General features: G+C 72.1%; 20 protein-coding genes, 1 pseudogene and 2 riboswitches. Of the genes and pseudogenes, 11 read left to right on the top strand and 10 right to left on the bottom strand.

Annotation, left to right across the window (positions count from 1 at the left end; all coding sequences use genetic code 11):
* Positions 1–47: 47 nt before the first annotated feature.
* The gene (locus DWB68_RS14120) at positions 48–458 is read left to right on the top strand and encodes a hypothetical protein (protein WP_119425762.1); all 411 of its coding nucleotides are present in this window, start codon (positions 48–50) and stop codon (positions 456–458) included.
* A 152-nt stretch (positions 459–610) separates the two neighbouring features.
* Here DWB68_RS14120 and DWB68_RS14125 read toward each other — a convergent pair whose 3' ends face one another.
* From DWB68_RS14125 to DWB68_RS14135, 3 genes are all read right to left on the bottom strand, one after another.
* Entirely contained in the window at positions 611–1,462 is an 852-nt protein-coding gene (locus tag DWB68_RS14125; RefSeq protein WP_119425763.1) for an ABC transporter permease, read from the bottom strand.
* The gene (locus DWB68_RS14130; RefSeq protein WP_119425764.1) at positions 1,462–2,499 is read right to left on the bottom strand and encodes an aliphatic sulfonate ABC transporter substrate-binding protein; all 1,038 of its coding nucleotides are present in this window, start codon (positions 2,497–2,499) and stop codon (positions 1,462–1,464) included. The genes DWB68_RS14125 and DWB68_RS14130 overlap by 1 nt, the downstream gene beginning before the upstream one ends.
* A 170-nt stretch (positions 2,500–2,669) precedes the next feature.
* The gene (locus tag DWB68_RS14135; RefSeq protein ID WP_119425765.1) at positions 2,670–3,524 is read right to left on the bottom strand and encodes an ABC transporter ATP-binding protein; all 855 of its coding nucleotides are present in this window, start codon (positions 3,522–3,524) and stop codon (positions 2,670–2,672) included.
* Between the two features lie 4 nt (positions 3,525–3,528).
* Positions 3,529–3,645: riboswitch (SAM riboswitch) on the bottom strand.
* A 266-nt stretch (positions 3,646–3,911) separates the two neighbouring features.
* Positions 3,912–4,003, top strand: a riboswitch (SAM riboswitch).
* 67 nt (positions 4,004–4,070) lie between these two features.
* On the opposite strand from DWB68_RS14135, the gene DWB68_RS14140 reads away from it, so the two are divergent.
* Together DWB68_RS14140 and DWB68_RS14145 are read left to right on the top strand one after the other, a co-directional pair.
* Complete coding sequence (locus DWB68_RS14140; protein ID WP_267896978.1) at positions 4,071–5,471, top strand: LLM class flavin-dependent oxidoreductase; 1,401 nt, start codon at positions 4,071–4,073, stop codon at positions 5,469–5,471.
* 196 nt (positions 5,472–5,667) lie between these two features.
* Entirely contained in the window at positions 5,668–6,567 is a 900-nt protein-coding gene (locus tag DWB68_RS14145; protein ID WP_119425766.1) for a siderophore-interacting protein, read from the top strand.
* 177 nt (positions 6,568–6,744) lie between these two features.
* Here DWB68_RS14145 and DWB68_RS14150 read toward each other — a convergent pair whose 3' ends face one another.
* The 4 genes and pseudogenes from DWB68_RS14150 to DWB68_RS17260 all read right to left on the bottom strand — a co-directional run.
* On the bottom strand, positions 6,745–8,883 hold the full coding sequence (locus DWB68_RS14150; protein ID WP_119425767.1) for an HNH endonuclease signature motif containing protein: 2,139 nt from the start codon (positions 8,881–8,883) through the stop codon (positions 6,745–6,747).
* A 218-nt stretch (positions 8,884–9,101) separates the two neighbouring features.
* Entirely contained in the window at positions 9,102–10,364 is a 1,263-nt protein-coding gene (locus DWB68_RS14155) for a multidrug effflux MFS transporter (RefSeq protein ID WP_158588326.1), read from the bottom strand.
* Positions 10,365–10,432: 68 nt separating this feature from the next.
* Positions 10,433–11,101 (bottom strand): MSCRAMM family protein, encoded by a 669-nt coding sequence (locus DWB68_RS14160; RefSeq protein ID WP_119425769.1) that lies wholly within the window; start codon positions 11,099–11,101, stop codon positions 10,433–10,435.
* Between the two features lie 610 nt (positions 11,102–11,711).
* A pseudogene (locus tag DWB68_RS17260) lies at positions 11,712–12,014 on the bottom strand (hypothetical protein); the annotation flags it as partial.
* A 303-nt stretch (positions 12,015–12,317) separates the two neighbouring features.
* Between DWB68_RS17260 and DWB68_RS14175 the strand changes: the two are divergent.
* The 4 genes from DWB68_RS14175 (at position 12,318) to DWB68_RS14190 (ending at position 15,780) form a co-directional block, all read left to right on the top strand.
* Positions 12,318–12,983 carry an RNA polymerase sigma factor gene (locus DWB68_RS14175; RefSeq protein ID WP_119425772.1) on the top strand — a complete coding sequence of 222 codons (666 nt, stop codon included), beginning with the start codon at positions 12,318–12,320 and terminating at the stop codon, positions 12,981–12,983.
* Positions 12,984–13,910: 927 nt separating this feature from the next.
* Complete coding sequence (locus DWB68_RS14180; protein ID WP_119425773.1) at positions 13,911–14,231, top strand: putative quinol monooxygenase; 321 nt, start codon at positions 13,911–13,913, stop codon at positions 14,229–14,231.
* A gap of 2 nt (positions 14,232–14,233) precedes the next feature.
* Positions 14,234–15,289: an oxygenase MpaB family protein gene (locus DWB68_RS14185; RefSeq protein WP_119425774.1), complete on the top strand. Its 1,056-nt coding sequence runs from the start codon at positions 14,234–14,236 to the stop codon at positions 15,287–15,289.
* Between the two features lie 77 nt (positions 15,290–15,366).
* A complete protein-coding gene (locus tag DWB68_RS14190; RefSeq protein ID WP_119425775.1) occupies positions 15,367–15,780 on the top strand; it encodes an MmcQ/YjbR family DNA-binding protein in 414 nt (137 codons plus the stop codon).
* A 189-nt stretch (positions 15,781–15,969) separates the two neighbouring features.
* Here DWB68_RS14190 and DWB68_RS14195 read toward each other — a convergent pair whose 3' ends face one another.
* Positions 15,970–17,205 (bottom strand): SLC13 family permease, encoded by a 1,236-nt coding sequence (locus DWB68_RS14195; RefSeq protein ID WP_267896979.1) that lies wholly within the window; start codon positions 17,203–17,205, stop codon positions 15,970–15,972.
* Positions 17,127–17,579 carry an SLC13 family permease gene (locus DWB68_RS17065; protein ID WP_267896980.1) on the bottom strand — a complete coding sequence of 151 codons (453 nt, stop codon included), beginning with the start codon at positions 17,577–17,579 and terminating at the stop codon, positions 17,127–17,129. The genes DWB68_RS14195 and DWB68_RS17065 overlap by 79 nt, the downstream gene beginning before the upstream one ends.
* Before the next feature lie 179 nt (positions 17,580–17,758).
* Between DWB68_RS17065 and DWB68_RS16865 the strand changes: the two genes are divergently transcribed.
* From DWB68_RS16865 to DWB68_RS14210, 4 genes are read left to right on the top strand one after another with little or no spacing between them, the layout of a single operon-like run.
* Positions 17,759–18,163 (top strand): hypothetical protein, encoded by a 405-nt coding sequence (locus DWB68_RS16865; protein WP_233548842.1) that lies wholly within the window; start codon positions 17,759–17,761, stop codon positions 18,161–18,163.
* Positions 18,160–19,602 carry a sensor histidine kinase gene (locus DWB68_RS14200; RefSeq protein WP_233548845.1) on the top strand — a complete coding sequence of 481 codons (1,443 nt, stop codon included), beginning with the start codon at positions 18,160–18,162 and terminating at the stop codon, positions 19,600–19,602. The genes DWB68_RS16865 and DWB68_RS14200 overlap by 4 nt, the downstream gene beginning before the upstream one ends.
* Positions 19,599–20,270 (top strand): response regulator, encoded by a 672-nt coding sequence (locus DWB68_RS14205; protein WP_119425776.1) that lies wholly within the window; start codon positions 19,599–19,601, stop codon positions 20,268–20,270. Before DWB68_RS14200 ends, DWB68_RS14205 begins: the two co-directional genes overlap by 4 nt.
* A gap of 39 nt (positions 20,271–20,309) precedes the next feature.
* Positions 20,310–20,879 (top strand): P-loop NTPase family protein, encoded by a 570-nt coding sequence (locus tag DWB68_RS14210; RefSeq protein WP_119425777.1) that lies wholly within the window; start codon positions 20,310–20,312, stop codon positions 20,877–20,879.
* Positions 20,880–21,007: 128 nt separating this feature from the next.
* Here the strand turns inward: DWB68_RS14210 and DWB68_RS14215 are convergent, their stop codons facing one another.
* Positions 21,008–22,438, bottom strand: a complete 1,431-nt coding sequence (locus tag DWB68_RS14215; RefSeq protein ID WP_119425778.1) for an amino acid permease — start codon at positions 22,436–22,438, stop codon at positions 21,008–21,010.
* Positions 22,439–22,594: the final 156 nt, after the last annotated feature.

Consider the following 22,594-nt stretch of genomic DNA (forward strand, 5'->3'; position numbering starts at 1 on the left):
CCCTTGGATGGATGAATCCACTTCGGTATACGGGCTTGGATGGGAGCATGCGAACGAGTGCGGAGACGGCGAGCCCCTTCGGTGGCTCGGCGCGCCCCGCGCGCAGCAGGGTGGCGAGTCACCCCCTGGGCGTCATCTCCGTCATCCTGGCCGGATCCGCCTTTGTCCTCGTGGCCCTCAGCGTGGCCATGGTCGGCACTGCGGCCGCGTCGATGCTCAGCATCTACGGCCGCCGCCTCGTGGAGATCCCCTTCGCGGAGCTGCCCCCGAGCATCAGCGTCTACGTGGTGGTCATGGGCCTCGCGTGGGCCGCGTGGCTCGTGGCGCTGGTCTTGGCGGTGATCGCGGTGCTGCGCCACCGCTGCCTCGTGTGCGGTTCGGTGGCCCTCGCGGTCTGCGCCGCCACCCCGTTCCTCGCCGTCGCGCTCTGGCAGCTCACCTCCACGGCGGGGGTGTAGCCCGCGCCTCCGTGCCTTCCGGGTTCCGGACAACTAGACCCGTTGGCGGCCGGCGACGAACGCCGGCCCCAACGAACGAAACGCCGCCGCGCACCTCTTCGGTACGCGGCGGCGTCCACTGTTTGGCCGGCTTCGGCCGTGCGTTCAGGGGATCAGGTCCAGCGGCGCTCGGCCCAGCGCTCCACGAGCCCCAGCAGGGTGTCGGTGATCTTGCCGATGATCGCCAGCAGGATGATCGCCAGGATCAACCGATCAAGGCGCCCGTTGTTCTGCGAGTCGGTGAGCAGGAAGCCCAGGCCCATCGAGGAGGCGATGAGCTCGGCCGCGACGAGGAACAGCCAGGACTGGGCGAGCGCGAGGCGCAGGCCCGAGAAGATCGCCGGGACCACGGCCGGCAGCTGCACCGTGGTGAGCAGGCGCCCGCCGCGCAGGCCGAACGCGCGCGCTGCCTCCACGAGCTGCGGATCCACGTGACGCAGGGCCTGCGAGACCGTCGTGAAGACGGGGAAGAACGCGCCGATCGCGATGAGCGTGACCTTGGAGGTCTCGCCGATCAGCAGCCACGTGATGAGCAGCGGCACCCACGCGAGCGACGGGACGGCGCGCAGCGCGCCGAGCAGGGGAGAGAGCAGCTCCGAGGCCAGGCGGGACAGGCCCACGAGCGCGCCCACGGCCAGGCCGAGGGCACCGCCGATGCCGAAACCCACCAGCACGCGCTGCACCGAGATGCCCACGTGCTTGGCCAGGTCACCGCTCGCGGCGAGGTCGCCCGCGGCGGCCACGACGGACTGCGGCGTCGGCAGCTTGTGCGCCGGCACCCAGCCCAGGTTGGTGGAGAGCCACCACAGCACCAGGAGGGTCACCGGCACGACGGCGCCCAGGAGGGCACGCGCGCCGCGGCCGCTCAGGCGGCCGGCACCCTTCTCGACGTAGTTCGTGCCGTAGCGGGCGCGGGCTGCAGCGTCGGCTGCGGCACCGGGATCGGCCAGGAGCTGCCCGCTCATCACTCGCCTGCCACGCGGGAGGCGTCGGCCTTGGAGGCGAACTGCGGATCCAGCAGGGAGTTCAGGGCGGCGTCGACCGTGGACTGCGAGTCGACGTCCTTGGACTCGACGAGGAAGGTGCCCACGCGCTTCAGGACCGTGGTCTGGGCCTCGCCCGGGACCACCGAGACGTCAAGGTTGGAGCGCTCGGTGATGACCTTGGTGGCCACGGCCGGGTCGATCGAGGCGACCTTGGCGAGGATGTTCGCCGTCTCCTCGGGGTTCTTGGCGGCCCAGGCGCGGGCCTTCTCGTAGGCGTCAAGGACGGTCTGCGCGGTCTCGGGGGACTTCTGGATGAAGGACTCGGTCGCGGCGAGGACGTCGTAGGTGTTGAAGTCGACGTTGCGGATGACGAGCTGGGCGCCCTTGGACTCGGCGTCGGCCATGATCGGGTCCAGGCCCGACCAGGCGTCGACCGAGCCGCCGTCGAGGGCGTTGCGGCCGTCGGCGTGCTGCAGGTTCTCCACGGTCACATCGGCCGGCTTGAGGCCGGCGGAACCCAGGGTCTGCAGGAGGAAGAAGTAGGGATCGGTGCCCTTGGTGGCGGCGATCTTCTTGCCCTTGAGGTCCGCCGCGGTCTTGATGGTGGAGTCCTTGCCCACCACGATCGCCGCCCACTCCGGCTTCGAGGCGATGCCGATGACCTTGATGGGGGACTTGTTGGAGCGGTTGAGCAGGGCGGCCGAACCGGCGGTGGAGCCCACGTCGATGGCGCCGGCGCGCAGGGCCTCGTTTGCCTTGTTGGACCCGGCCGACTGCACCCAGTTCACGGTGACGCCCTTGTCCTTCAGTGCGGCCTCGAGCCAGCCCTTCTCCTTCAGGACGAGGGAGAGCGGGTTGTAGGTCGCGTAGTCGATGTTGAGGGTGCTCGACGCCGCCTTGGCGTCGGTCCCGCCCGAGCCCTCGCCGGCGCAGCCGGTCAGGAGGGCGGCCGCGGCGGCCAGGGCGGTGCCGGCCAGGAGCGCGCGGCGGGTGAAGGGGGAGCGGGTGCTGGTCATCGAGATGTCCTTCTTGGGTGGGTGCGGCGCGGCGGACGGGGAGGGCCGCACGGCGGTGAGCGAGGTGTGGACGGCGAGGAGTGCCGCATGGAGCGCGTGACGGTGCGCCGGTGGGACGCGGCGCGGGCGCCTGCTCCTTGGGTGCCCGGCGAGTCGCCGGGCGCTGCCGGCTAGGCCGCGGCGGGTGCGTGCACGCCGAGCTGGCCCAGGATGCGGTGACGCAGGGTCACGAGCTCCGGGTTCTCGTCGGCCCGCGGGCGGGACGCAGACACGGTGTGGATCTCCGCGATGCCGGCCGGGGAGCCGGCGGGTGCGCCGGCCTCTCGACCCAGGACCACCACGCGGTCGGCGAGGCGCAGGGCCTCGTCGACGTCGTGGGTCACGAGCAGCACGGTGGTCGGGTGGGCCGCGTGCACGGTGAGCAGGAGTTCCTGCATGCGCAGGCGGGTCAGCGCATCCAGGGCGCCGAAGGGCTCGTCGAGGAGCAGGACGCCGGGGCGACGGGACAGGGCGCGCGCCAGGGAGGCGCGCTGGGCCATGCCGCCGGAGATCTCGCGGGGGCGACGCTCGGCGGCGTCGGCCAGGCCCACGAGGCGCAACAGCTCGGCCACACGCTCGGCGGCCTCGGCCTTGGCGGTGCCGCGCGGCACGCCGAGTTCCACGTTGGTGCGGACGCTGCGCCACGGCAGGAGGCGCGGCTCCTGGAAGCCCACGCCGCAGCGCGGATCCAGGCCGTCCACGGCGCTCTCGCCGATGACCACGCGGCCGCGGGTCGGGGCGTCGAGCCCGGCCACGGAGCGCAGCAGGGTGGACTTGCCGCAGCCGGAGGGGCCAAGGATCGCGACGACCTCGCCGGCCTCGACGCGCAGGTCGATGCCGTCCAGGACGTGGGTGGAACCGAAGCTCTGGCCCACGGCCTCGAGGGTCACGGGCAGGGCCTCGCGGGACTGGCTCGCGTTCGCCGCCGGGGTGGCGGTGACGGCGGCCGACAGCGCAGGGCTGGCGGGGGCGTCGATGATCGACATGCTCTCTCCATCGTTCCTGGCGTGAGCACCTGCCCTGCTCCGTGCCTCCCGAAAGGGGAAACACGGTGGGTGGTTGCTGCGGCGTCGTTGAGCCAGGTCTCTCGGCCGCTCTGGATGGTGCCACCACTGTGCAACATCACGTCACATCAGGGGAAATCGGGGGAGTTGTTCGGCGTAACAAAGCGCCACAGCGACTCAATCGAAGATTCTTCGGAAATGCGGCGGATCGCCGCCGCTCTCCTTCGCCCCGTCTGCCATCCTTCGCGCCGTGGCGCGCGTCCGCGCCCCCGGACACCCACCCAAGGTGCGATGAGCGCCCGGGCCAGCGGGCGACGTCGGGCATGGCCGAGTTCGCGAGCGGGACCCCTCCCATGCACCATGGACGCGTACCCATCCAGAGCGGCCGAGAGATCCGGCTTGTTGACGCCGCAGCAACCCCCATTCGCGTGGGACGGTGCTTCCGCCGGGATCGATGGAGTGGTCGTTACCTGCCCGCCTGCGCGCGGAAGGGGCGCGTCTGGCTTCACCACGACGAAAGGAGCGACCTTGTCGCAGAACCCCACGCCCCGCGTCCGCCTGAATGCCTTCGACATGAACTGCGTGGTCCACCAGTCGCCCGGCCTGTGGCGCCACCCCGAGGACCGCGCCCGCGACTACAACAAGATCTCCTACTGGACGCACCTGGCCAAGGTGCTGGAGAAGGGCCTCTTCGACTCGATCTTCATCGCCGATGTCCTGGGCACCTACGACGTCTACGGCTCCACGAACGAGATCCCGCTCTCCGCCGGCGCCCAGGTCCCGGTCAACGATCCGTTCCTGCTCGTCTCCGCCATGGCCGCCGTGACCGAGAACCTCGGCTTCGGCATCACCGCCGGCACCGCCTACGAGCACCCCTACGGCTTTGCGCGTCGCCTCGCCACGCTGGATCACCTCACCGAGGGCCGCTTCGGCTGGAACATCGTGACGGGCTACCTGCCCTCCGCCGCCCGCAACTTTGGGCACGAGGACCAGATGGAGCACGACACCCGTTACGACCACGCCGACGAGTACCTCGAGGTGATCTACAAGCTCCTCGAGGGCTCCTGGGAGGACGACGCCGTGGTCGCCGACCGCGAGACCGGCGTGTTCGTCGACCCGTCCAAGGTCCACGAGATCAAGCACGAGGGCCGCTGGTTCAAGGTTCCCGGCATCGCGATCACCGAGCCCTCCAAGCAGCGCACGCCCGTGCTCTTCCAGGCCGGCGCCTCCAAGCGCGGCCTGCAGTTCGCCGGCTCCAACGCCGAGGCCGTCTTCGTGAACTCCCCGACCAAGGAGATCCTCAAGGAGCAGGTCACCAAGATCCGCGACGCCGCCGAGGCCGCCGGTCGCAACCGCGACGACATCCGCATCTACACGATGCTCACGCCGATCGTCGCCGAGACGCACGAGGCCGCCCAGGCCAAGTTCGAGGAGTACAAGTCCTACGCCGATCTGAACGGCGCGCTCGCGCTGCTCTCCGGCTGGACCGGCATCGACTTCAGCGAGTACGACCTGGACGACGTGATCGGCGAGGACGTGCAGTCCAACGCCATCCAGTCCTCCGTGGAGACGTTCAAGAAGGCCTCCGGCGACACCGGGAAGCCGTGGACCATCCGCCAGCTGGCCGAGTGGATCGGCGTGGGCGGCTTTGGGCCCACCGCCGTGGGCACGGGCCGCGAGGTCGCCGAGCAGCTCGTCGAGTGGGTCTCCGAGACCGGCGTGGACGGCTTCAACCTGGCCTACGCGATCACCCCCGGCACCTTCGAGGATGTCGTCGAGTATGTCGTCCCCGAGCTGCAGGCGCTGGGCGCGTACCCCGAGTCCTACGACGAGGGCACGCTGCGCCAGAAGCTCTTCGGTCAGGGCGATCGCCTGCCCGAGCGCCACAAGGGCGCGAGCTTCCGCGTGGGTCAGGCCGCCGCGGTCTGATCTTCGACCTCACGTCAGCGGCGGCGCTTCCTCCTAGGCGCTTCCAGCTTTCACTGCCCGACGGCGCCCGGTCCCCTTGCGGGGGCCGGGCGCCGTTGGCGTGTGAGTGGGTCGGTTGGTGTTGCCGGTGATGCACAGGGTATGCGCAAGTCTTTAGGCCGCCCATAGGCACTTTAGATACGTGTATGTTGTTTATATGACGAGAGTTCAGCCCGAGGTGGATTCCACCCGTCAGATGACCCGACAGATGCACGGCCTCGGCCGCGGCCTCATGACCGTGTCCAGGGTGGAGGTGATCGGCCCCGAGATGGTGCGCGTGGCCCTCACAGGTGAGCGGGCGCAGAGCCTGCCCTTCCCGGCCTGGGCGGCCGGCGATCACGTGAAGTTTGTGGTGCCGAACGAGGCGGGCGAGCTGGAGCTGCCGGCGCCCGGGGAAGGAGCTGGCCCCGGCCCGGGCGGGCGCCCCGAGCGCGGGGCCGCCGGCGGTCGCCCGTCGCTGCGCGACCTCATCAAGGGCGAGGTGCGCGACTACACGGTCCGCCACGTGGACCGCGAGGCCGGCGAGGTCATCGTCGACGGCGCCGTGCACGAGCACGGCCCGGTGGGTCGCTGGTTCGCGAACGCCCGAGTGGGTCAGCGGGTGGGTCTCATGGGTCCCCGCGGCTCCAAGATTTTCCCCTCGGGCTACGCCCACTACGTGCTCGTCGCCGACGAGACCGCGCTGCCGTCCATGGGCCGCTGGCTGGAGCAGGAGGGCCTGAGCGGCCGCGTCACCCTGATCTCCGTGAGTGCCGCGACGAACCCCTATCCCTTCCCCGAGCCCGCCGGGGCCGAGGTGGAACCGCATCACCTGGTGCTGCCGCTCGGCGCCGAGGTGCGCGGCCCCGCGCTGGCCGAGCACCTACGCGTGGCCCTGTCCACGAGCCCCACGCCCGATGACGTGTTCGTCTGGGCCGCGGGCGAGGCCAACGCGCTGCGCAGCGTGCGCGCACTGCTCAAGGAGCTCGACTTCCCGCGCCACGCCCGCCACATCGAGGGCTACTGGCGCGAGGGAGTGGTGGCCATGGATCACCACCAGCAGGACCCCGACGACTGAGCCGTCCGGGTGCACCGGCGCTGCTCTCCGGTTCCGGGCGCTCGGCTCCCCATGAGCCGGGCCCAGGAGCCGAGCGAAGCCGGTCTTGCTGAACTTCCCCGACTCTGGGCCTTGGGCCCCGAGCCTGGTCCCGGGCGTTGGCCGCGGCTCAGCGATGGCGCTCCCCGGCCGCCGGCCTCAGCCCGTGGGTCTGAAGCGTTGACCGCCTCGCGGTGACCAGGTCGCCTCGACGCCGTAGCGCTGACCGAACGGCACGCCGGCGCCGGGGTGGTGCGTCACCCGTAATCGGCCGCGATCGATCTCGTGGTGATGGAACGAGCACAAGAGGATCGCGTTCGACACGTCGGTCCGGCCGCCGTCTTGCCAGGGAACCACGTGGTGGACCTCGCACCAGGGGGCCGGGATGTCGCACCCGGGTGCTCGACAGTGATGATCGCGGGCGGCGAGGACGCGGCGCTGGTCCTTGCTGAAGAGTCGTTGGGCCCGTCCGAGTTTGAGTGGGACCCCGGTGGGGTCGGTCAACATGAGCTGGATTGCCGCATCGCACAGCAGGTGTAGAACGGCCGAGACCGGCACGGGCGTTCCGTCCCTGCCGACCCGCGCGAAGCGCAGATCGATGAGGGCGTGCGGGTCCGGGAGTCCGTGGGCGTCCAAGGGCAGCTGCTCGAGACCGGTGGGCCACCAGCCGACGCCTGAGGTGTTCGACGACTGCTCGTGGTCCTTGCTCTGGTGGGTGCCGTCGTCCTCGTGCCGCGCGCAGTCGCGCAGGTGCTCGTCCAGGGCGGTGAGCGTGGTGCTCACCAGGAGCGTGGGAGCCGCGCCGCCCGCGCTGGGGGCGTCGGCCGAGGCCGCGTGCAGGGCGAGGATGTGGGCCAGGGCGTCGAAGGAGCGCTGGTCCCGCGTGCGCGGGGTCGGATCGCTCGCGACCGGGTCGCTTGTCCCGTCGTCGCTGCCTGTTCCGGCCGCGTGGTCTGCCGCCGCGCCGGGTGCGGCGAAGGGCGAGCCAGGGCCGAAGAGTGCGTCCGGCGCTGCCTGCTTGCCGCGGGGAGAGAGCCAGGCGTCGAGCACCGTGCGCATGGCCTGCCCCTCGACCTCGGGTGCGAAGCCCGAGAGGTCGAAGCCGCCGTCCCGCCGGTGGACGATGCGGAACGAGCGGTTCTTGCGCTGTCGTTCGTAGTTGGGCTCCGCGCCGTCCGGATCGAGGACGAGCCACCAGGCCTTGGATTCCTCCTTGATGCGCTCCAGGCCCAGTCGACCGCCGGACACGGCGCTCCCCACCCCGCGCCGGGCATCCGATTCGTCCATGCTGGGCGGCAGGACCGGCCGGAACGGGGCCTGCGGCTGCGTCGGGGTGGAGGGTGCTTCGGTCCCCGCGCCGCTCGTGCCGCCGGGGACGCGCTGTCCTGGGACCCACGGGCCGGGCGTCTCGGGAGCTCCTGGACCCGCGGGGGCGCCAGTTGCGAGGGTGCCTTCAAACCACGGGGCTCCCGGAGCGGGCCTGCCTCCGGCCGCCGAGGCGTCTGGCAGGAGGTGCGGCGATTGTTGGCCAAACCAGGCGCGACCGGCGGCATCGCGGGGATCGGGCGGAGCACCCGTCAGTCCACTGCCGGAGCCGGAAGGCCCCGGCCCGTTGTCGCCCCAGCGCGAGAACCGCGGGGACCCTGCGCCTGAGGACTCGGCGCCGGTGGCCCCACCGGTTCCGGGGGTGCCGACGCCCCGTGCAGGCGGCTGGACCACAGGAACGCCGGGGCCGCCCGCGGGCCCGGCGGGCCCGGCGGGTGCCGCCGGGGCGAAGAGGTTGACCCGCCCGCCGGTCGCATTGGCCACGAGCGCCGCCTCGGCGACGTCCGTGCCGCCCACGACCGCCTCGCCCGTGAGCTTGGCGAGGTGCTCCACGATGGCCTTGGCGACCTCGGCGCTGATCTCGGCGGCACCGATGGCGCGGGCCACGGCGGGCCGCAAGGGCGGGAGATCCCCGGTGGAGAGGCCCCGGCGTGGCTGGATGGCGGCGGCAACGTCCACCCAGGACTGCGCCACATAGCTGCCGACGCCGAAGAGCTCCATCAGCAGCTTGCGGCTCCCGGCATGGCCGAGTCGCCTGGCCAGGGACTCGCTCGGCAGGAGCGGTTCGGAGCGCCGGGAGAGCGCGCCGGCGCTGGAGACGCGCAGGGCGTCGCAGGCCCGCGAGAGGTCCGCGGCGGCGCCGAGTGCGTCCACCACTGCTTCCTCCGGCGCGCCGTCCCAGGCGGCCGGGCCCGCCGCGGCGACACCGCGCAGGAGCGCCGTGGCCTGCCGAATGGCCTCGATGTCCAGCATGCACAACACCCCCATCCGCGCTCGTCGCGGTGGTAGCGGGCCATCCCCCTTCGGCCCGTTCTCCCCTGAGGAAGACCACTTCAGTGTCTCCGAGGGGGCCGACAGTTTGCAGGGGTTTCGCGCCCCTTGACGACGCGGGTCAAGCCCGGTGAAGTTGGCAAACTGCCGGGGTGTGGACCCCGGCCCAACCACCCACCGCCGGGCCCCGAGGCCGGAAGCTAGCCGACCGCCGTCGTGCGTTCCCCGCGCCCGCGCGCCAGCGCGAGGTAGACCGCCCCGGCGCCGAGCCCCGGGACCAGCACGCACACGCCAAAGGGCACGGAGGAGTGTTCGCCCGCGAGCCCCACGAGGGGTGCCACGGCGGCGGCGATGCCGAATTGGCACGTGCCGAGGAGGGCGGAGCCGGTGCCGGCGACGTCGCGCACCTGGCCCAGGGCGAGCGCCGTCAGGTTCGGGTTGATGAGGCCCATGGATGCCGTGAGCAGCGCGCAGGCGGGGAGGAACAGCCACAGCGGGGTGCTGATCAGGGAAGCCACGAACAGCACCGATGCGGCCACCGCGAGCCCGCCCAACCCGATCCCGATGAGACGCCCGTACGGGATCCGCCCGGCCGCCCGGGAGGAGAACAGCGAGGTGGCGGTCATGGCCAGCGCGCACGCCGCGAAGCTCGCTCCGAAGCCCAGCGCACCCATGCCGTGCTGCTCGCGCAGGATGAACGAGGACGCGGAGATGTACGCGAAGAACGCGCCGAACGAGAAGATGAACGTCACGAGCAACCCGCGGTACAGCGGCCGGGACAGCGCCGTGCCGATGCCCGCCACGATCCGCCGGAAGCCGCCGCCGGCCCGCCGTTCGGGAGCGAGCGTCTCGGGGACACGCCACGCCGCCACCGCGGTCACGAGCGCCAGCACCCCCGCCACGGTCCAGAACACCCCGCGCCACCCGGCGCCCTGGATCAGCACGGCGCCGAGCAGCGGCGCCGCCACGGGTGCGATGCCCACGATCACCGTGAGCAACCCGAGCAGCCGCCCCGTGCGCGGTTCCACCGTTGCATCGGCGATGATCGCGCGGCCCAGGACCACCCCGTCCGCCCCGGCAAAGCCCTGCACGGCGCGCGCCGCGATGAAGACCTCGATGCTGGGGGCGAGGGCGCACGCCACGGACGCGAGCACCGTGACGACCCCGCCGATCAGCAGCAGCCGCCGCCGGCCCATCGCGTCGGAGAGCGTGCCGAAGAGCAGGTGCCCCACGGCCAGCCCGATCATGAACGAGGTCAGCGTCAGCTGCACGGCCGACGGCGTGGTGCCAAACTCCCGCATGACGTCCGGCATGGCCGGCGTGTAGATGTCGGTGCACAGCGGCGAGACGGCGGCGAACGCGGCGAGGGCGGCAAAGCCGAGACCCCGCGAGGGATTGCGCCGGCGCGGGCCGGGAACGGGGCCCGTTCCGGGTCCTCGCCCCGAGGGCGGCTGGGTGGGCATGGGGGTCATCCTGATGCTCGACGGCGCCCGGTCACCCCGTGCGCTCCAGCCTCAGCATGCACCCTTCGCTAGCTTCCCGGCGGCTGCGTGACGTGCGGGACGGGAACGTGTGGGACGAACGGCCGGTTGACCACCTGGCCGAAGGTCGCCTTGAGGCCGTCCGGCCCCACGCTCACCTTGAGGGCGCGCTTGACGAGGACGTAGCCGAACGGGGCCCTCGTCTCGGTGAGCGTGTACTCGCCCCAAGCAACCCCGGCGATGGACAACACGCCAGGGGTGGGGTCCTGATCGTTTTCCCCGTTGTCGACGACCGGCGCGGTCTGCCCGCCGGGGCCGGTGAGCTCCCAGGCGGAGCCGCCCAGGAGCTTCCCCGAGGGGTCCACCTTCTGCCACGTGACATCGCCGGGGGAGGGTGCGTGCTCCACGGCGCCGAGGTTCACCTCGAGCTGCTGGGCGGAGAGGGTGGCGCTCAAGGGGGCATCGGCCAGCTCGTAGCCCACCGGCGCCAACGTCTCCCGCACGGAGTAGTCGCCCCAAGCGAGGCCGGAGATGCGCAGGAAACCGACCCGATCGTCCTCGTCCAGCTCGCCGTTGTCGGAGATGGTGCGGCTCTCGTCGCCCGGCCCCGTGAGCAGCCAGGCCGAACCTCCCAGGGCGGTGCGGCGTCCGTCGACAGCACCCCAGCTCACGGCGCCGCCGCGCTCGGCACCGGTGCCCTCGCCGTCGGGGGGCCTCATAGCGGGCCGTGGTGGAGGCGAAGGGTTGTCCGTTGAGGCTCACTTTGTTGGTGAAGGTGTCGCCGTCGGCGGCGCCGGCGGGCGGCGCCGTGCGGTAGTCGAGGCGGTAGGACACCGTGCCGTCGGTGACCGGGTCGCTCAAGACGGCCGTGACGCCGTGCTCGGTGGACTCGAGGCTCACCGTGCCCACCTCGCTGCGCTCGCCCGGCTTGAGGGTGTGCCAATTCCCGCCCGTTCCCCAGTCGGCGCGCACCGCGTATTGCAGGCGCAGGCTCTCCGGGACCACGGTGAGGCGCTCGTCCATGGAGTCCTCGAAGCGCAGCTCCCGGGCCCCAGTGCGCGCCTGCAGCGGCTCGCCGCCCAAGTGGATGAACCACCACAACTGCCCCTTGGTCGGGTCGTTGTTGGCGAAGCGTTGGATCACGTCCTTGCGCGCACCCGTCGGGAACGGTTCCTGCGTTTGGCGGGGGACGATGCCGGCCGCGAGCGGCGTGGTCCAGCTGCGTGAGCCGTTCTTGCTCCGCCAGGTCAGCTCGCGGGCCTGCGTGAGCTGATCCGCGCTCGCGAGGAAGTCCACGTGGCCGCTGACGCCCTGGTGCGAGCTGACGTAGTCGTTGACGGTGCAGCTGAGCGCGCGGGGCGTGACGTTGCAGCTTCCGAGGGTTTCGGTGGTGCCCTCCACCGTGAGGTCGAACGCGGCGGTGGTGCCAGTGAGCTCGGCGGGGAGGAGGAGCTCGAAGCGTTCGCCGGCGGTGGCGTCGGACGGCAGCGCCCACGTCGCGGTGAAGCTCAGCGTGTCGTACTGGTGGACCTGGGCGGCGGGATTGTTGTTCGACTTCACGCCAGTGAAGGCCTCGACTTCGGTGGCGTGAGCGCTGGGCGGCTCGATGGAGGCGGGTAGGGCGAAGCCCATCACGGCGGTCAGGCCGAGCGCCGCGAAGGCGCTCAAAAGTCGCCGCCGCCGCACCGGCCCCCGGTGCGTGCGACGCGTCCTCGCTGCGACATATCCCCCTAGGATCGAGCACGAATCTGATGAGTATGGGGCATGTCGTCCCGATCCTCCCGGGACTTTTGAACGGCGCTGGGGAGCACCGTTCAAAAAGTGAGAGTGCGCTCCGGAAGTGATCTCGGTGGGCGACTCAAAATATCTTTCAAGACGCTCGTGAACCGCCACTGAGAGGCCGTTCGCGGGGACCACCGCCGGGACCGCGGTGGCTTGACCGAGGAGTGGGGCATCACCAAGACCAGCAGCGCCTACGAGCGCGCGATCCCTGATTCCGAGCTCCTGCGCGCCACGCGCGGCGGGGACGTCGAGATGTTTGAAGTGCTGTGGCAGCGCTACAGCGGCCAGCTGCTCGGCTACGCCCGCAAGCGCGTCCCCGCCCACCAGGCGGAAGACGCCGTGAGCGAGGTCCTGCTCTCCACCCTCCGCGCCATCCTCAACGGTTCCGGCCCCGATCGCTTCTTCCGCGCCTACGCCTTCCAGTCGCTGCGCCACGCCCTGGGGCGGCAGCACGAGGCGGCCCAGCTCACCCCCCTGCTCGACCACGAAGACCTGGAGCGCGTGGCCCCCGCGGCCGAGCGCCCGCGCTCGGAGGACGCGATGCTGGTCAACACCCTCCTGGCCGAATTCGACGACGAGACCCAACTCCTGCTGCGCCTCAACCTCGAGGAAGGCCGCCGGATCAGCGAGATTGCGGAGACCCTGTCACTCGCGCCGGAGGTGGCCTCCCGCCGCCTCTACGAGGCCAAGGACGTCTTCCGCGCCAAGTGGTTCGCCGCGCACCTCGACTTGGCCGGAGCCGAGCCGGAATGCATGGCGGCCATGGCGCTCGCTCCGCACGCCTTTGGCCGCTCGGCCGGCGGGGCCAAGTCCCGGTAGTTCTGGGCACACGTGGAGGGATGCTCCTTCTGCGGGCCCCGCGTGAGCCAGGCCCAGTCCGCCTCCCAGCGCCTCGTGGTGCTTTGGCCCGTGGCCTTCGGCGCCTTTGCGTTTGCCGAGCCGGGCGGTCTCGTCCTCCAGGCGCTCGGTTGGGGAGCGGGGGCCTGCGTCTCGCGCGTCCCTGGGCTCGTGGCCGGCGGGCTGCTGACGGTTCCGGCGGGCGCCAAGCTCGGTGCAGGCGCGCTCGCCGTGGTCGTGGCGGGCACCGCCATCGTGGCCGGGAGCGTTCTGAACGCGAAGGATCCGGGGCCCAGTGCCTCGCTGCCCGGGCGCGGAGGGGACTCCGGCGTCAGCGCCCCCGCCGCTCCGGGGGAGGGCGACGGCACTGGCGGTCTCGAGGAGGCCACGGCCTCGCCGGGGGGCCCCGCGTCAGATGGAGCGTGGGAGTTCAACGGCACGACGGCGGGCGGCGGCCAGGGTGCCGAGGGCCAGAGGCCGGGCGGGGCCGGAGGCCCCGGGGTTTCTCCCGGAGGGAACGGCGCCGCGAACGCCGGGGGCGCGGCGAACGGGGGCGGTGCCGCGAACGGCGCCGTCGCCCCCGGCGGCTCCGGAGGCCCGGCCAGAACCGCCGGGCCGGGCGGCACCTCCGGCGCCAACGGCGGCACCCAGGCGCCAACGGCGGCACCCAGGCGCCAACGGCGGCACCCAGGCGCCGCCCGCCACTCAGGGCGACCCCACGCCGTCGGGCACCGATGCGAACAACGGCGCCAACCCGTCCAACCCGCCCACCGTGGGACCCACGCCGTCGCGTCCCGGGCCGACCGAGAGCTCGTCCGCTCAGCCCACGGGGCGCACGCCCTGCGCGTGGGCGCCGAATGTGGCGTGCTACGCAGAGTGATCCGTCGGCGCGACGCCTAGGCTTGGGACATGATTTTCATCGTTGTGAAGTACCAGGTCCTCCCCGAGCACGCGGAGGGCTTCATCGAGGCGACGCGCCCGTTCACCGAGGCCACGCGCGCCGAGCCGGGCAACATCTTCTTCGAGTGGTCGCGCTCCGTGGAGGACCCGAACGAGTTTGTGCTCGTGGAGGCCTTCCAGGACGACGCCGGCGAGGCGCACGTGACCTCCGAGCACTTCGCCGCCGGCCTGGCGTCGATGCGCCCGCTGCTCGCCGCGACCCCCAAGATCGTCTCCCGCCTCGTGGATGGCACCGGGTGGGAGCCCATGGGCGAGCTCGTCATCGACTGAGCATGGCGTTCGATCCGCTGGCCAGGCTGCGCCGCACGCTGCACCTCACGTTCGGGGGTAGCGAGGCGGTGCCGGAGTGGCAGTACGAGCTGGAGCAGGGCGAGGACGGCGGATTCTTTGCGCCGCACTCGGCCGTCTGGAGCGTGCACGGCGGGATGACGCCCATCGCCGCCGGGGTGCGGGCGCTGCTGGTGCAGGCCCTGCATCCCGGGGCGCTGGCCGGGGTGGCGGAGCATTCGAACTACGAGCGCGACGCCCTCGGCCGCCTGGCCGGGACGATCCGCTGGATCTTCACGGTCACCTACGGCTCCACCGACGCCGCGCGGCGCGCGTGCGAGCACGTGCGCAAGCTGCACGTGCCGGTGCGCGGTCAGTACGCCGGGGTCGACGGCGAGTCCACGTACTACTCCGCCAACTCGCCGCACCTCGGCCTGTGGGTGCACTGCGCGTTTGCCGACGCGTTCCTGCGCGCCTACGAGGAGCACCGCGGGCCCGTCCCCGTGCCGCCGGATGCCCTGCCGGGCGAGAGCGGCGCCGACGCCTACGTGCGCGAGTGGGCCGTGGCCGGCGAACTCATGGGCGTGCAGGATCCGCCGCGTTCCGAGGCGGCGCTGCGGGCCGCCCTGGCCGGCTTCGACGAGCGCGGCGAGCTGCGCTGCGACGAGCGCACCCTGCGCGTGGTCGGCTTCATCCGCCGGCCCCCGCTCGATCCCTCCCTGCGCTCCGGGTACGCCCTGCTCTTCCGCGGGGCCGTCGATTCCCTGTCGCCGCGCTGGCGCGAGCTGCTGGGGCTACGCGGTTCGGGGTTCTCGCTGCCGCGGCTTCCGCGTGCGGCCCGCGCCGCCGCGGCGGCGCCCGCGCCCGCGGGTCTCGCGACCTCCGGCGCCTCCACTGCCTCGAACGGCTCCAGCGCCCGACGTCGCGTGGAGACCCCGTGGGTGGGTCGCCTCGGCGCGGGGCTCATCTTGCGCCTCGCGGGCGCGACGCTCGTGAAGGTCGGCCCGGCCGAGCTCTCGGCGCGGGCGCGCATGAAGCGGGTCGGCACCCACGGGATGTGAGCGCGGGGCGAGGCACGCGCCTCGGGGACGCCCGCGCCGTCGTGCGCCACGCCCGGCAGCGCCGCTAGGCTCGGCGCATGGACCTTGCCGCGATCGCCGACCTCTGCCTGGCCCTGCCCGGCACCTCGGACGACGAACCTTTCGGCCCCGGCACCACGGTGTTTCGCGTGGACGCTGGGCCGGGGAAGCCGGGCAAGCTCTTTGCGCTCATGAATGGCGGCACGGACGCGGGCGGCGCCACGCGCTTCAACTTGAAGTGCGATCCGGCGCTGGCCCAGGGCCTGCGCGAGCGCTTCCCCGAGGTGGTCCCCGGCTATCACATGAACAAGAAGCACTGGAATACCGTGCGGCTCGGTGGGGACGCCCCGATCACGCTCAGCGCCCAGGAGCTCGCCGAACTCATCGAGGACTCCTACGACCTCGTGGTCTCGGGCCTGCCGCGCGCCCAGCAGGAGCGCCTGCGCTGGGTGGGGCTGGCGCAGCGCGGCTGAGCTGGCCGCCTCCGCCGAGCGAGCCGTCCCAGCCGTGCCTGCCTTCCGAGCCGCAGCCCCGCATGAAAAAACATCCGAAGAACGACGGGAGATCGTCGGATAGACGATGTCCCGTCGTTTTTCGGATGCTGCGCGGCAGGGTCCCCAAGAACCCACCGCGCCGGAACCCACCGAGCCGGCGGCCGGCGCCTACCGCGCGCCGAAGCCGATCGCGCCGACCAGCACGCCCACCGCGAGCATGACGAGCGAGACCACGAGCGACCGCCACAGCACCTTCTTGTGGTGATCGCCGAGGTTCACGCCGGCGAGCGAGACGAGCAGCAGGATCGCTGGGACCAGCGGCGACTGCAGGTGCACCGGCTGACCCGTAATGGACGCGCGCGCCATGTCGACGGCCGGGATCCCGTAATGGGCGGCCGTCTCGGAGAGCACGGGCAGGATGCCGAAGTAGAACGCGTCGTTGGACATGAGGAAGGTCGCCGGGATGGAGATCAGGCCCGTGATGACGGCCATGAACGGGCCCCACGAGGCGGGGATGACGTCCACGAGCCACTGGCTCATCGCCTCGACCATGCCGGTTCCCGTGAGCACGGCGGCGGCCATCACCATCGACACCACAGCGATGATCGCGTCGGCGTGCGAGGCAAGCATCTTGGCCTGATCGCCCACCTTGGGGAAGTTCACGAGCAGCGCGATCGCCGAGCCCACCATGAACAGGTACGGCAGCGGCAGCTGGTCCATGACGAGCAGCACCATGATCACGAGTGTGAGGCCCAGGTTGAACCACAGCAGCTTGGGGCGCAGCCTGGGACGGTTCGGGTCGAGCGCCGTGGCGGTCAGCGAGCCGCCGGCGCCGTCGGCGTAGTCGGCCTCGGCCGCGTCGCGGGAGGCGTCGCGCTTGAACACCGAGGAACCCACATGCAGGCGGCTCGCGCGCTTCCCGGAGCCGGACTCCGAGCCGGAACCGGCCTCGGCGCCCACGAGCTCGCGCTCGCCGGCCTCGGCCGCGTCGTCACCGGTGGAGGCATCGCCCGAGGCGCCCAGGGGCTGGGAGGTGGTGCCCGACGTCGTGCGCTTGGCCTGGGTGCCCTCGACGCCGGCGCGGCGGGAGCCGCCGGTCACGGCGGCGTCGGCAAGGAAGTCGGGGACGGCGCCTGAGCGGTCCCACTGCAGCGCGCCGGCCTTCTCGAGGCGGCGGCGCTCCATGCGGCCCAGCTGCCAGGCGAAGGCGAGCACCACGACCATGCCGATCCCCAGCGAGGGGAGCATGGGGACGAAGATGTCGGACGCGTCGACGTGCAGGGCGGCGGCGGCGCGGGCGGTCGGTCCGCCCCACGGGACGATGTTCATGGTGCCGTTGGCGAGGCCTGCCACGCACGTGAGGACCACGGGGGAGAGCTGCATGCGCTGGTAAACCGGCAGCATGGCGGCCGTGACGATGATATGAAGGTCGTGGAGCCGTCGCCGTCCAGCGAGACCGCCGCGGCGAGCACCGCGGTGCCCATGACGACCTTCACCGGATCGCGCCCGGCGATCTTCAGGATGAACGTGACGAGCTTGTCGAACAGGCCGACGTCCACCATGAGTCCGAAGTAGATGATCGCGAACATCAGCAGCGCCGCGGTGGAGGACATCGACTTCACCGCGTCCATCACCATGTCGCCGAGGCCGAGCCCCGCGCCGGCGAAGAGGCCCAAGACCGGGGGGACGATGATGAGCGCCAGCGGCGGGGTGAGGCGCTTGGTCATGATCAGCGCCATGAAGACGGCGATCATGAGGAATCCGAGAAGAACCAGCATCGTTGGGGCTCCTTTGAGTCGAGGGTGGGTGACGGACCTCACGAGGCTAGGGGCGGGTGTGACCCGGGCCATGCCTTGTGCTCACGGCGCTCACGCGTGCGCAATCAGCGCATTTTTCTCTTTGTGCTCACGGGTGCTGGCCGGGTGGTTCGGGGTTCGGCGGCCATACGGTGAGGGGCATGGGGAAGGTTTTGGCGAGGGTGCCCGACGACGCTGCCGCCGGCTCCGGCGCGCGCTCCAGCTTCACGGGGCGGCTGGTCCTGACGCAGCTGCTCGTGGTGGTGAGCGTGCTGGCGCTCGCCTTCGGCGCGGCCGGGTGGCTGCAGCGCGGGACGGTGTGGCGGCAAGCAGAGGAGGAGGCGCTGCGCGTGGCGCGCGTCATCGCCGCCGATCCCGTGGTGCGCGAGCGTGTGGCCGAGCAATCGGCCCGCGCTGTACTGGACCCGGCGGCGCTGCGTGCTGGCCCCTTGCAGAAGGCCGCCGAGGCCTACCGCTCCAGCGCCGACCTGCTCTTTGTGGTCATGACGGACGAGCACGGCCTGCGCCTCACGCACCCCACCCCGAGCTCATCGGCAGCCGCGTGAGCACCGACCCGCAGGCCCTGGACGGGCACGAGGTGGTGCTGCAGGAGCGAGGGACCCTCGGTGACTCGGTGCGCGCCAAGGTGCCGGTGTACTCGCCCGAGGTGGACCCGGCCACGCTGCTCCCCGGCGAATCGGCCGAACCCGAGGTGGTCGGCGAGGTCAGCGTGGGGCTGTCGGTGAAGGATGTGAGCGCCGAGGCGGGAGCCGCGCTGTGGCCGCTGGCGGCCGTGGCCGCGCTCGCGCTGGGACTCGCCGGGCTCGCCGCGTGGTGGCTGGCCCACCGCCTGCGCCGCGGCACCCTGGGCCTGGGGCCCGAGGAGATCTCGGCGCTGGCCCGGAACCAGGAGGCTGCGCTGCACGGCGTGGCCGAGGGCGTCGTGGGGCTCGCGCCCGATGGCTCCGTGACCGTCATCAACGGCGCGGCGCGGGACATGCTCGGCTCCGAGGACGCCGCCGCGTGGCCGGACGCCGTGCGGCGCGCGGTGGCCTCCGGCGCCGTCGGGCCCCTGCGCCTGCCCGTGGGTGGGCGCGTGCTCGTCTTGGCGCGGCGCCCCGTGGCCCTGGACGGCCGTGACCTCGGCTCCGTCCTGACCCTGCGCGACCTCACCGACGTGGAGGACCTCGGTATGCGCCTGGAGGGCGTGGAGACCATGGCGCAGGCGCTGCGCGTGCAGCGGCACGAGTTCGCCAACCGCCTGCACACCCTGGGCGGCCTCTTGGCCGCGGGCGAGGTCGACGACGCCTCCGCCTACCTGCGCGGGATCACGGGCGTGGCGCCAGTGGGCGCGCACGTGCCTGGCCTCGAGCTCGTCGCCGATAGCTACCTCGCCGCGTTCCTCGGCGCCAAGGCCGTGCAGGCCGACGAGCGCGGCGTGAGCCTGCGCGTGGGCGAGCGTTCCTCCGTCACGGGCTCCGTCGTGGCGGCGCAGGACGCCACGGCCGTGCTCGGCAATCTCGTGGACAACGCGATCCGCGCAGCCGCCGACGGGGTCGGGGTGGTCGGTGCGGGGCCTGGTGACGCGGGGCCTGGTGCGGGTGCCGGTCACGGTGCCGGGAACGCCGGCGCCGGCGGCACCCCGTCCGAGCCGCGGGCGTGGGTGGAGGTGGACCTGCTCCAAGACGGCGACACCCTGCACCTGGCCGTCGTGGATTCGGGGCGCGGGGTCCCGGCCGGCCTCGACGTGTTTGCCGACGGGGTCACGACGGCGCAGCCGGATCCCAGCGGGCACGGGCTCGGGGTGGGGCTCGCTCTCGCGCGGCGGCTCGCCAGGCGGCGCGGGGGAGAGGTGTGGCTCGCGGACGCCGGCGGCGCCGTGGGCGAGGGCGGCGAGAGGCTGGGAGCGGTGTTCTGCGCCAAGCTGCCGCAGGTCATGGAGGAGCCGCCCGGGAGATTCCCCGGTGCGGCGCAGCGAACCGCTACGCGGGAGGAACAGGCATGAACGCGCAAGGGGCCGGTGGCGACTTCACCGTGCTGGTGGTTGACGACGACTTCTACGTGGCCAAGCTTCACGCCAAGCATGTGGACGCGGTGCCCGGCTTCACGGCGCTCGAGCCCGAGCCGGACGGGCGCCGCGTGCTGGCGCGCGTGCAGGCAGAATCACCCGATCTGGTACTGCTCGACGTGCACCTGCCGCAGGTCTCCGGGCTGGACCTCCTTCGCACCCTCGATGTCGACGTCATGATGCTCTCCGCCGCCGCCGAGGCAGGGGCCGTGCGCACGGCGCTGCGCCGCGGGGCGCTCGCGTACCTGCTCAAACCCTTCGATCCCGCGGCGCTCGGCGCCAAGCTGCGCTCCTACGCGCGTTACCGCCGCATCCTGGAATCGGCCTCGGCCCTGGACCAGTCCACGATCGAGCGGGCACAGCGCGTGATGTTCGGCGAGGACGAGGCGGTGTCGGCCGGGCCGGCCCCGACCGAGGCGTCCGTCTTGGAGGCCGTGGCCGCCTCGCCGGGCGAGCTCACCGGGGTGGAGGTCGCCGAGAGCGTCGGCGTCTCGCGGGCCACGGCTCAGCGCTACCTCTCCGCCTTGGCGCGTGACGGCCGGATCCGGCTCGAGCTGCGCTACGGTCAGCGCGGACGCCCGGAGCACCGCTACACGATGCCGTAGGCGAGCGGTGCCCCGCACCCGGACTACGCTGAACTCATCATGCTGACCTGGGACGCGCCCCTGCCCGCCCGGCCCCGCCGCGTCCTCGTGGCGGGCCCCTCCGGCGTCGGGAAGACGACGCTCAGCGCGCGCATCGCCCGCCTCATCGGCGCTCGACACACCGAGATCGACGCCCTCTTCCACGGCCCGAACTGGACGCCGCGGCCCAGCTTCGAGGCCGAGGTCCGGGCCTTCACGGCCGAGCCGGCCTGGGTCACCGAGTGGCAGTACAACGCGGTGCGCCCGCTCCTGGCCGAGCGCGCGGAGCTGCTCGTGTGGCTCGATCTGCCCTTCTGGCGCGTGACCTTCCCGCAGGTCGTCCGACGGACCCTGTGCCGCCGCCTGGGGCGCGAACGGCTCTGGAACGGCAACATCGAACCGCCGCTGCACACGATCTTCAGCGACCCCGAGCACATCGTGCGCTGGAGCGTGTCGACGCGCCACCTCTATCGAGAGCGCGTGCCGCAGGCCGCGGCCCGGAACCCGGGCCTCACCGTGGTGAGGCTGCGGTCCCGCCGCCAGGTCGAGGCGTGGCTCGCTGGAAGCCTCGCCCGCGCCGTCGGGCGCTAGAACCCAAAGATCGGAGTGCCACGTGTCGTGTTCTTGGCCAAATACACGACACTTGGCACTCCGATCCGGGACGGGGGAGGGCGCAGCGGGGAGGGGCGCACGGCGCCACCTGCCCGACGGCGGGTGGGTCAGTCGCGCGCGCCCGTCGCCTCGACCGCGGAGCTGGCCGCCACCGCGGCGGCCCTCGTCCGCGCGCCGGCGAGCCAGACGACGCCCAGGAGCAGCAGCCAGATCACGCCCACCACGAGCGCCACGCGCGTGTCGGGGAAGACGGCGAGCAACACGATCACGAGCACGATGAACGCCACCGCGAACCACTGCCCGGCCGCTCCCAGCGGCACGGGGAAGCGGTCGGCCGGCACGCCCTCGCGGCGCATCTGGCGGCGCATCGCGAGGTGGGCCAGCAGGATCATGAGCCACACCCACACGGTCGCGAAGGTCGCGAGCGAGGCCACCACGGCGAAGGCGTCTTCGGGCACCACGGCGTTCAGGACCACGCCGATCGCCAGCGCGCCGAGCATGATGAGCACGGCCGGCCACGGCACGCCGGAGCGCGTGGTGCGCCCCAGGACGGCGGGCGCCTGTCCCTGCTCGGCCAGCGAGAAGAGCATGCGGCCGGCGCCGTAGGTGTCGGCGTTGATCGCGGAGATCGCGGCCGTGATGACCACGGCGTTGAGGACGTGCGCGGCGCCGGGCAGGCCCAGTGCGGAGAAGATCTGCACGAACGGGCTCGCGTCGCCCGTGATGGTGTTCCACGGGACGAGCATCATGATGACGCCGAGCGCCAGCACGTAGAAGAGCAGGATGCGCACGGGCACGGTGTTGACGGCCTTGGGGACGGCGCGCTCGGGATCCTCGGCCTCGCCGGCCGTGATGCCGATGGTCTCCACACCGCCGAAGCTGAAGACCACCACGGAGAGCGCGGCGAGCAGGCCAAGCACGCCGTTCGGCGCGAAGCCGTCGTGCTCCCAGAGGTTGTGGAGGCCCGGCGTCGCGGCGCCCTCGATCGAGGTGCCGAAGATCAGCAGCGCGATGCCGCCCACGATCATCGCCACGATCGCCGCGACCTTGATGAGCGAGAGCCAGAACTCCGCCTCGCCGAAGACCTTCACGTGGCGCAGGTTGATGCCGCCGATGATGAGGATGACCACGCAGACCCAGATCCAGCGCGGAGCGTTGGGGAACCAGAGCCCCAGGTAGATGGAGAAGGCCGTGACGTCCGCGATCGCGACCACGACCATCTCGAAGACGTAGGTCCAGCCCTTCACGAAGCCGGGGAACGGCCCGAGGTAGCGGCCAGCGTACTCGGAGAAGGAGCCGGGGACGGGGCGGCGCACGGCCATCTCACCCAGCGCCCGCATGACGAGGAACACGGCGGCGCCGGCCACGACGTAGGCCACAAGCACGAGCGGCCCCGCCGCCTGGATGGCGCTCGAGGAACCGTAGAACAATCCCGTGCCGATGGCGCTGCCGAGCGCCATGAACTGGATATGGCGCAGGGTGAGCCCCCGTTGGAGGCGGGCTGCGGGCGGGGTCTGGGGCGTGCTGACTTCAGGCATGACCCAATAAAGGTAGTACCTGGGCGCCCGTTCGGGGCCGCTCCGTGACCAAGACGACGACGCCGCGGGGCCGCGGGTGCTAGGGCGTGTTGCTAAACACGTTCGGGGGCCTTGTGAGCGAGTCTTGGATGTGTGTCGCGTGATGTGATCTCTGAC

It is taken from the genome of Galactobacter valiniphilus, from assembly GCF_003575975.1.
Taxonomy (GTDB): Bacteria; Actinomycetota; Actinomycetes; order Actinomycetales; family Micrococcaceae; genus Galactobacter; species Galactobacter valiniphilus.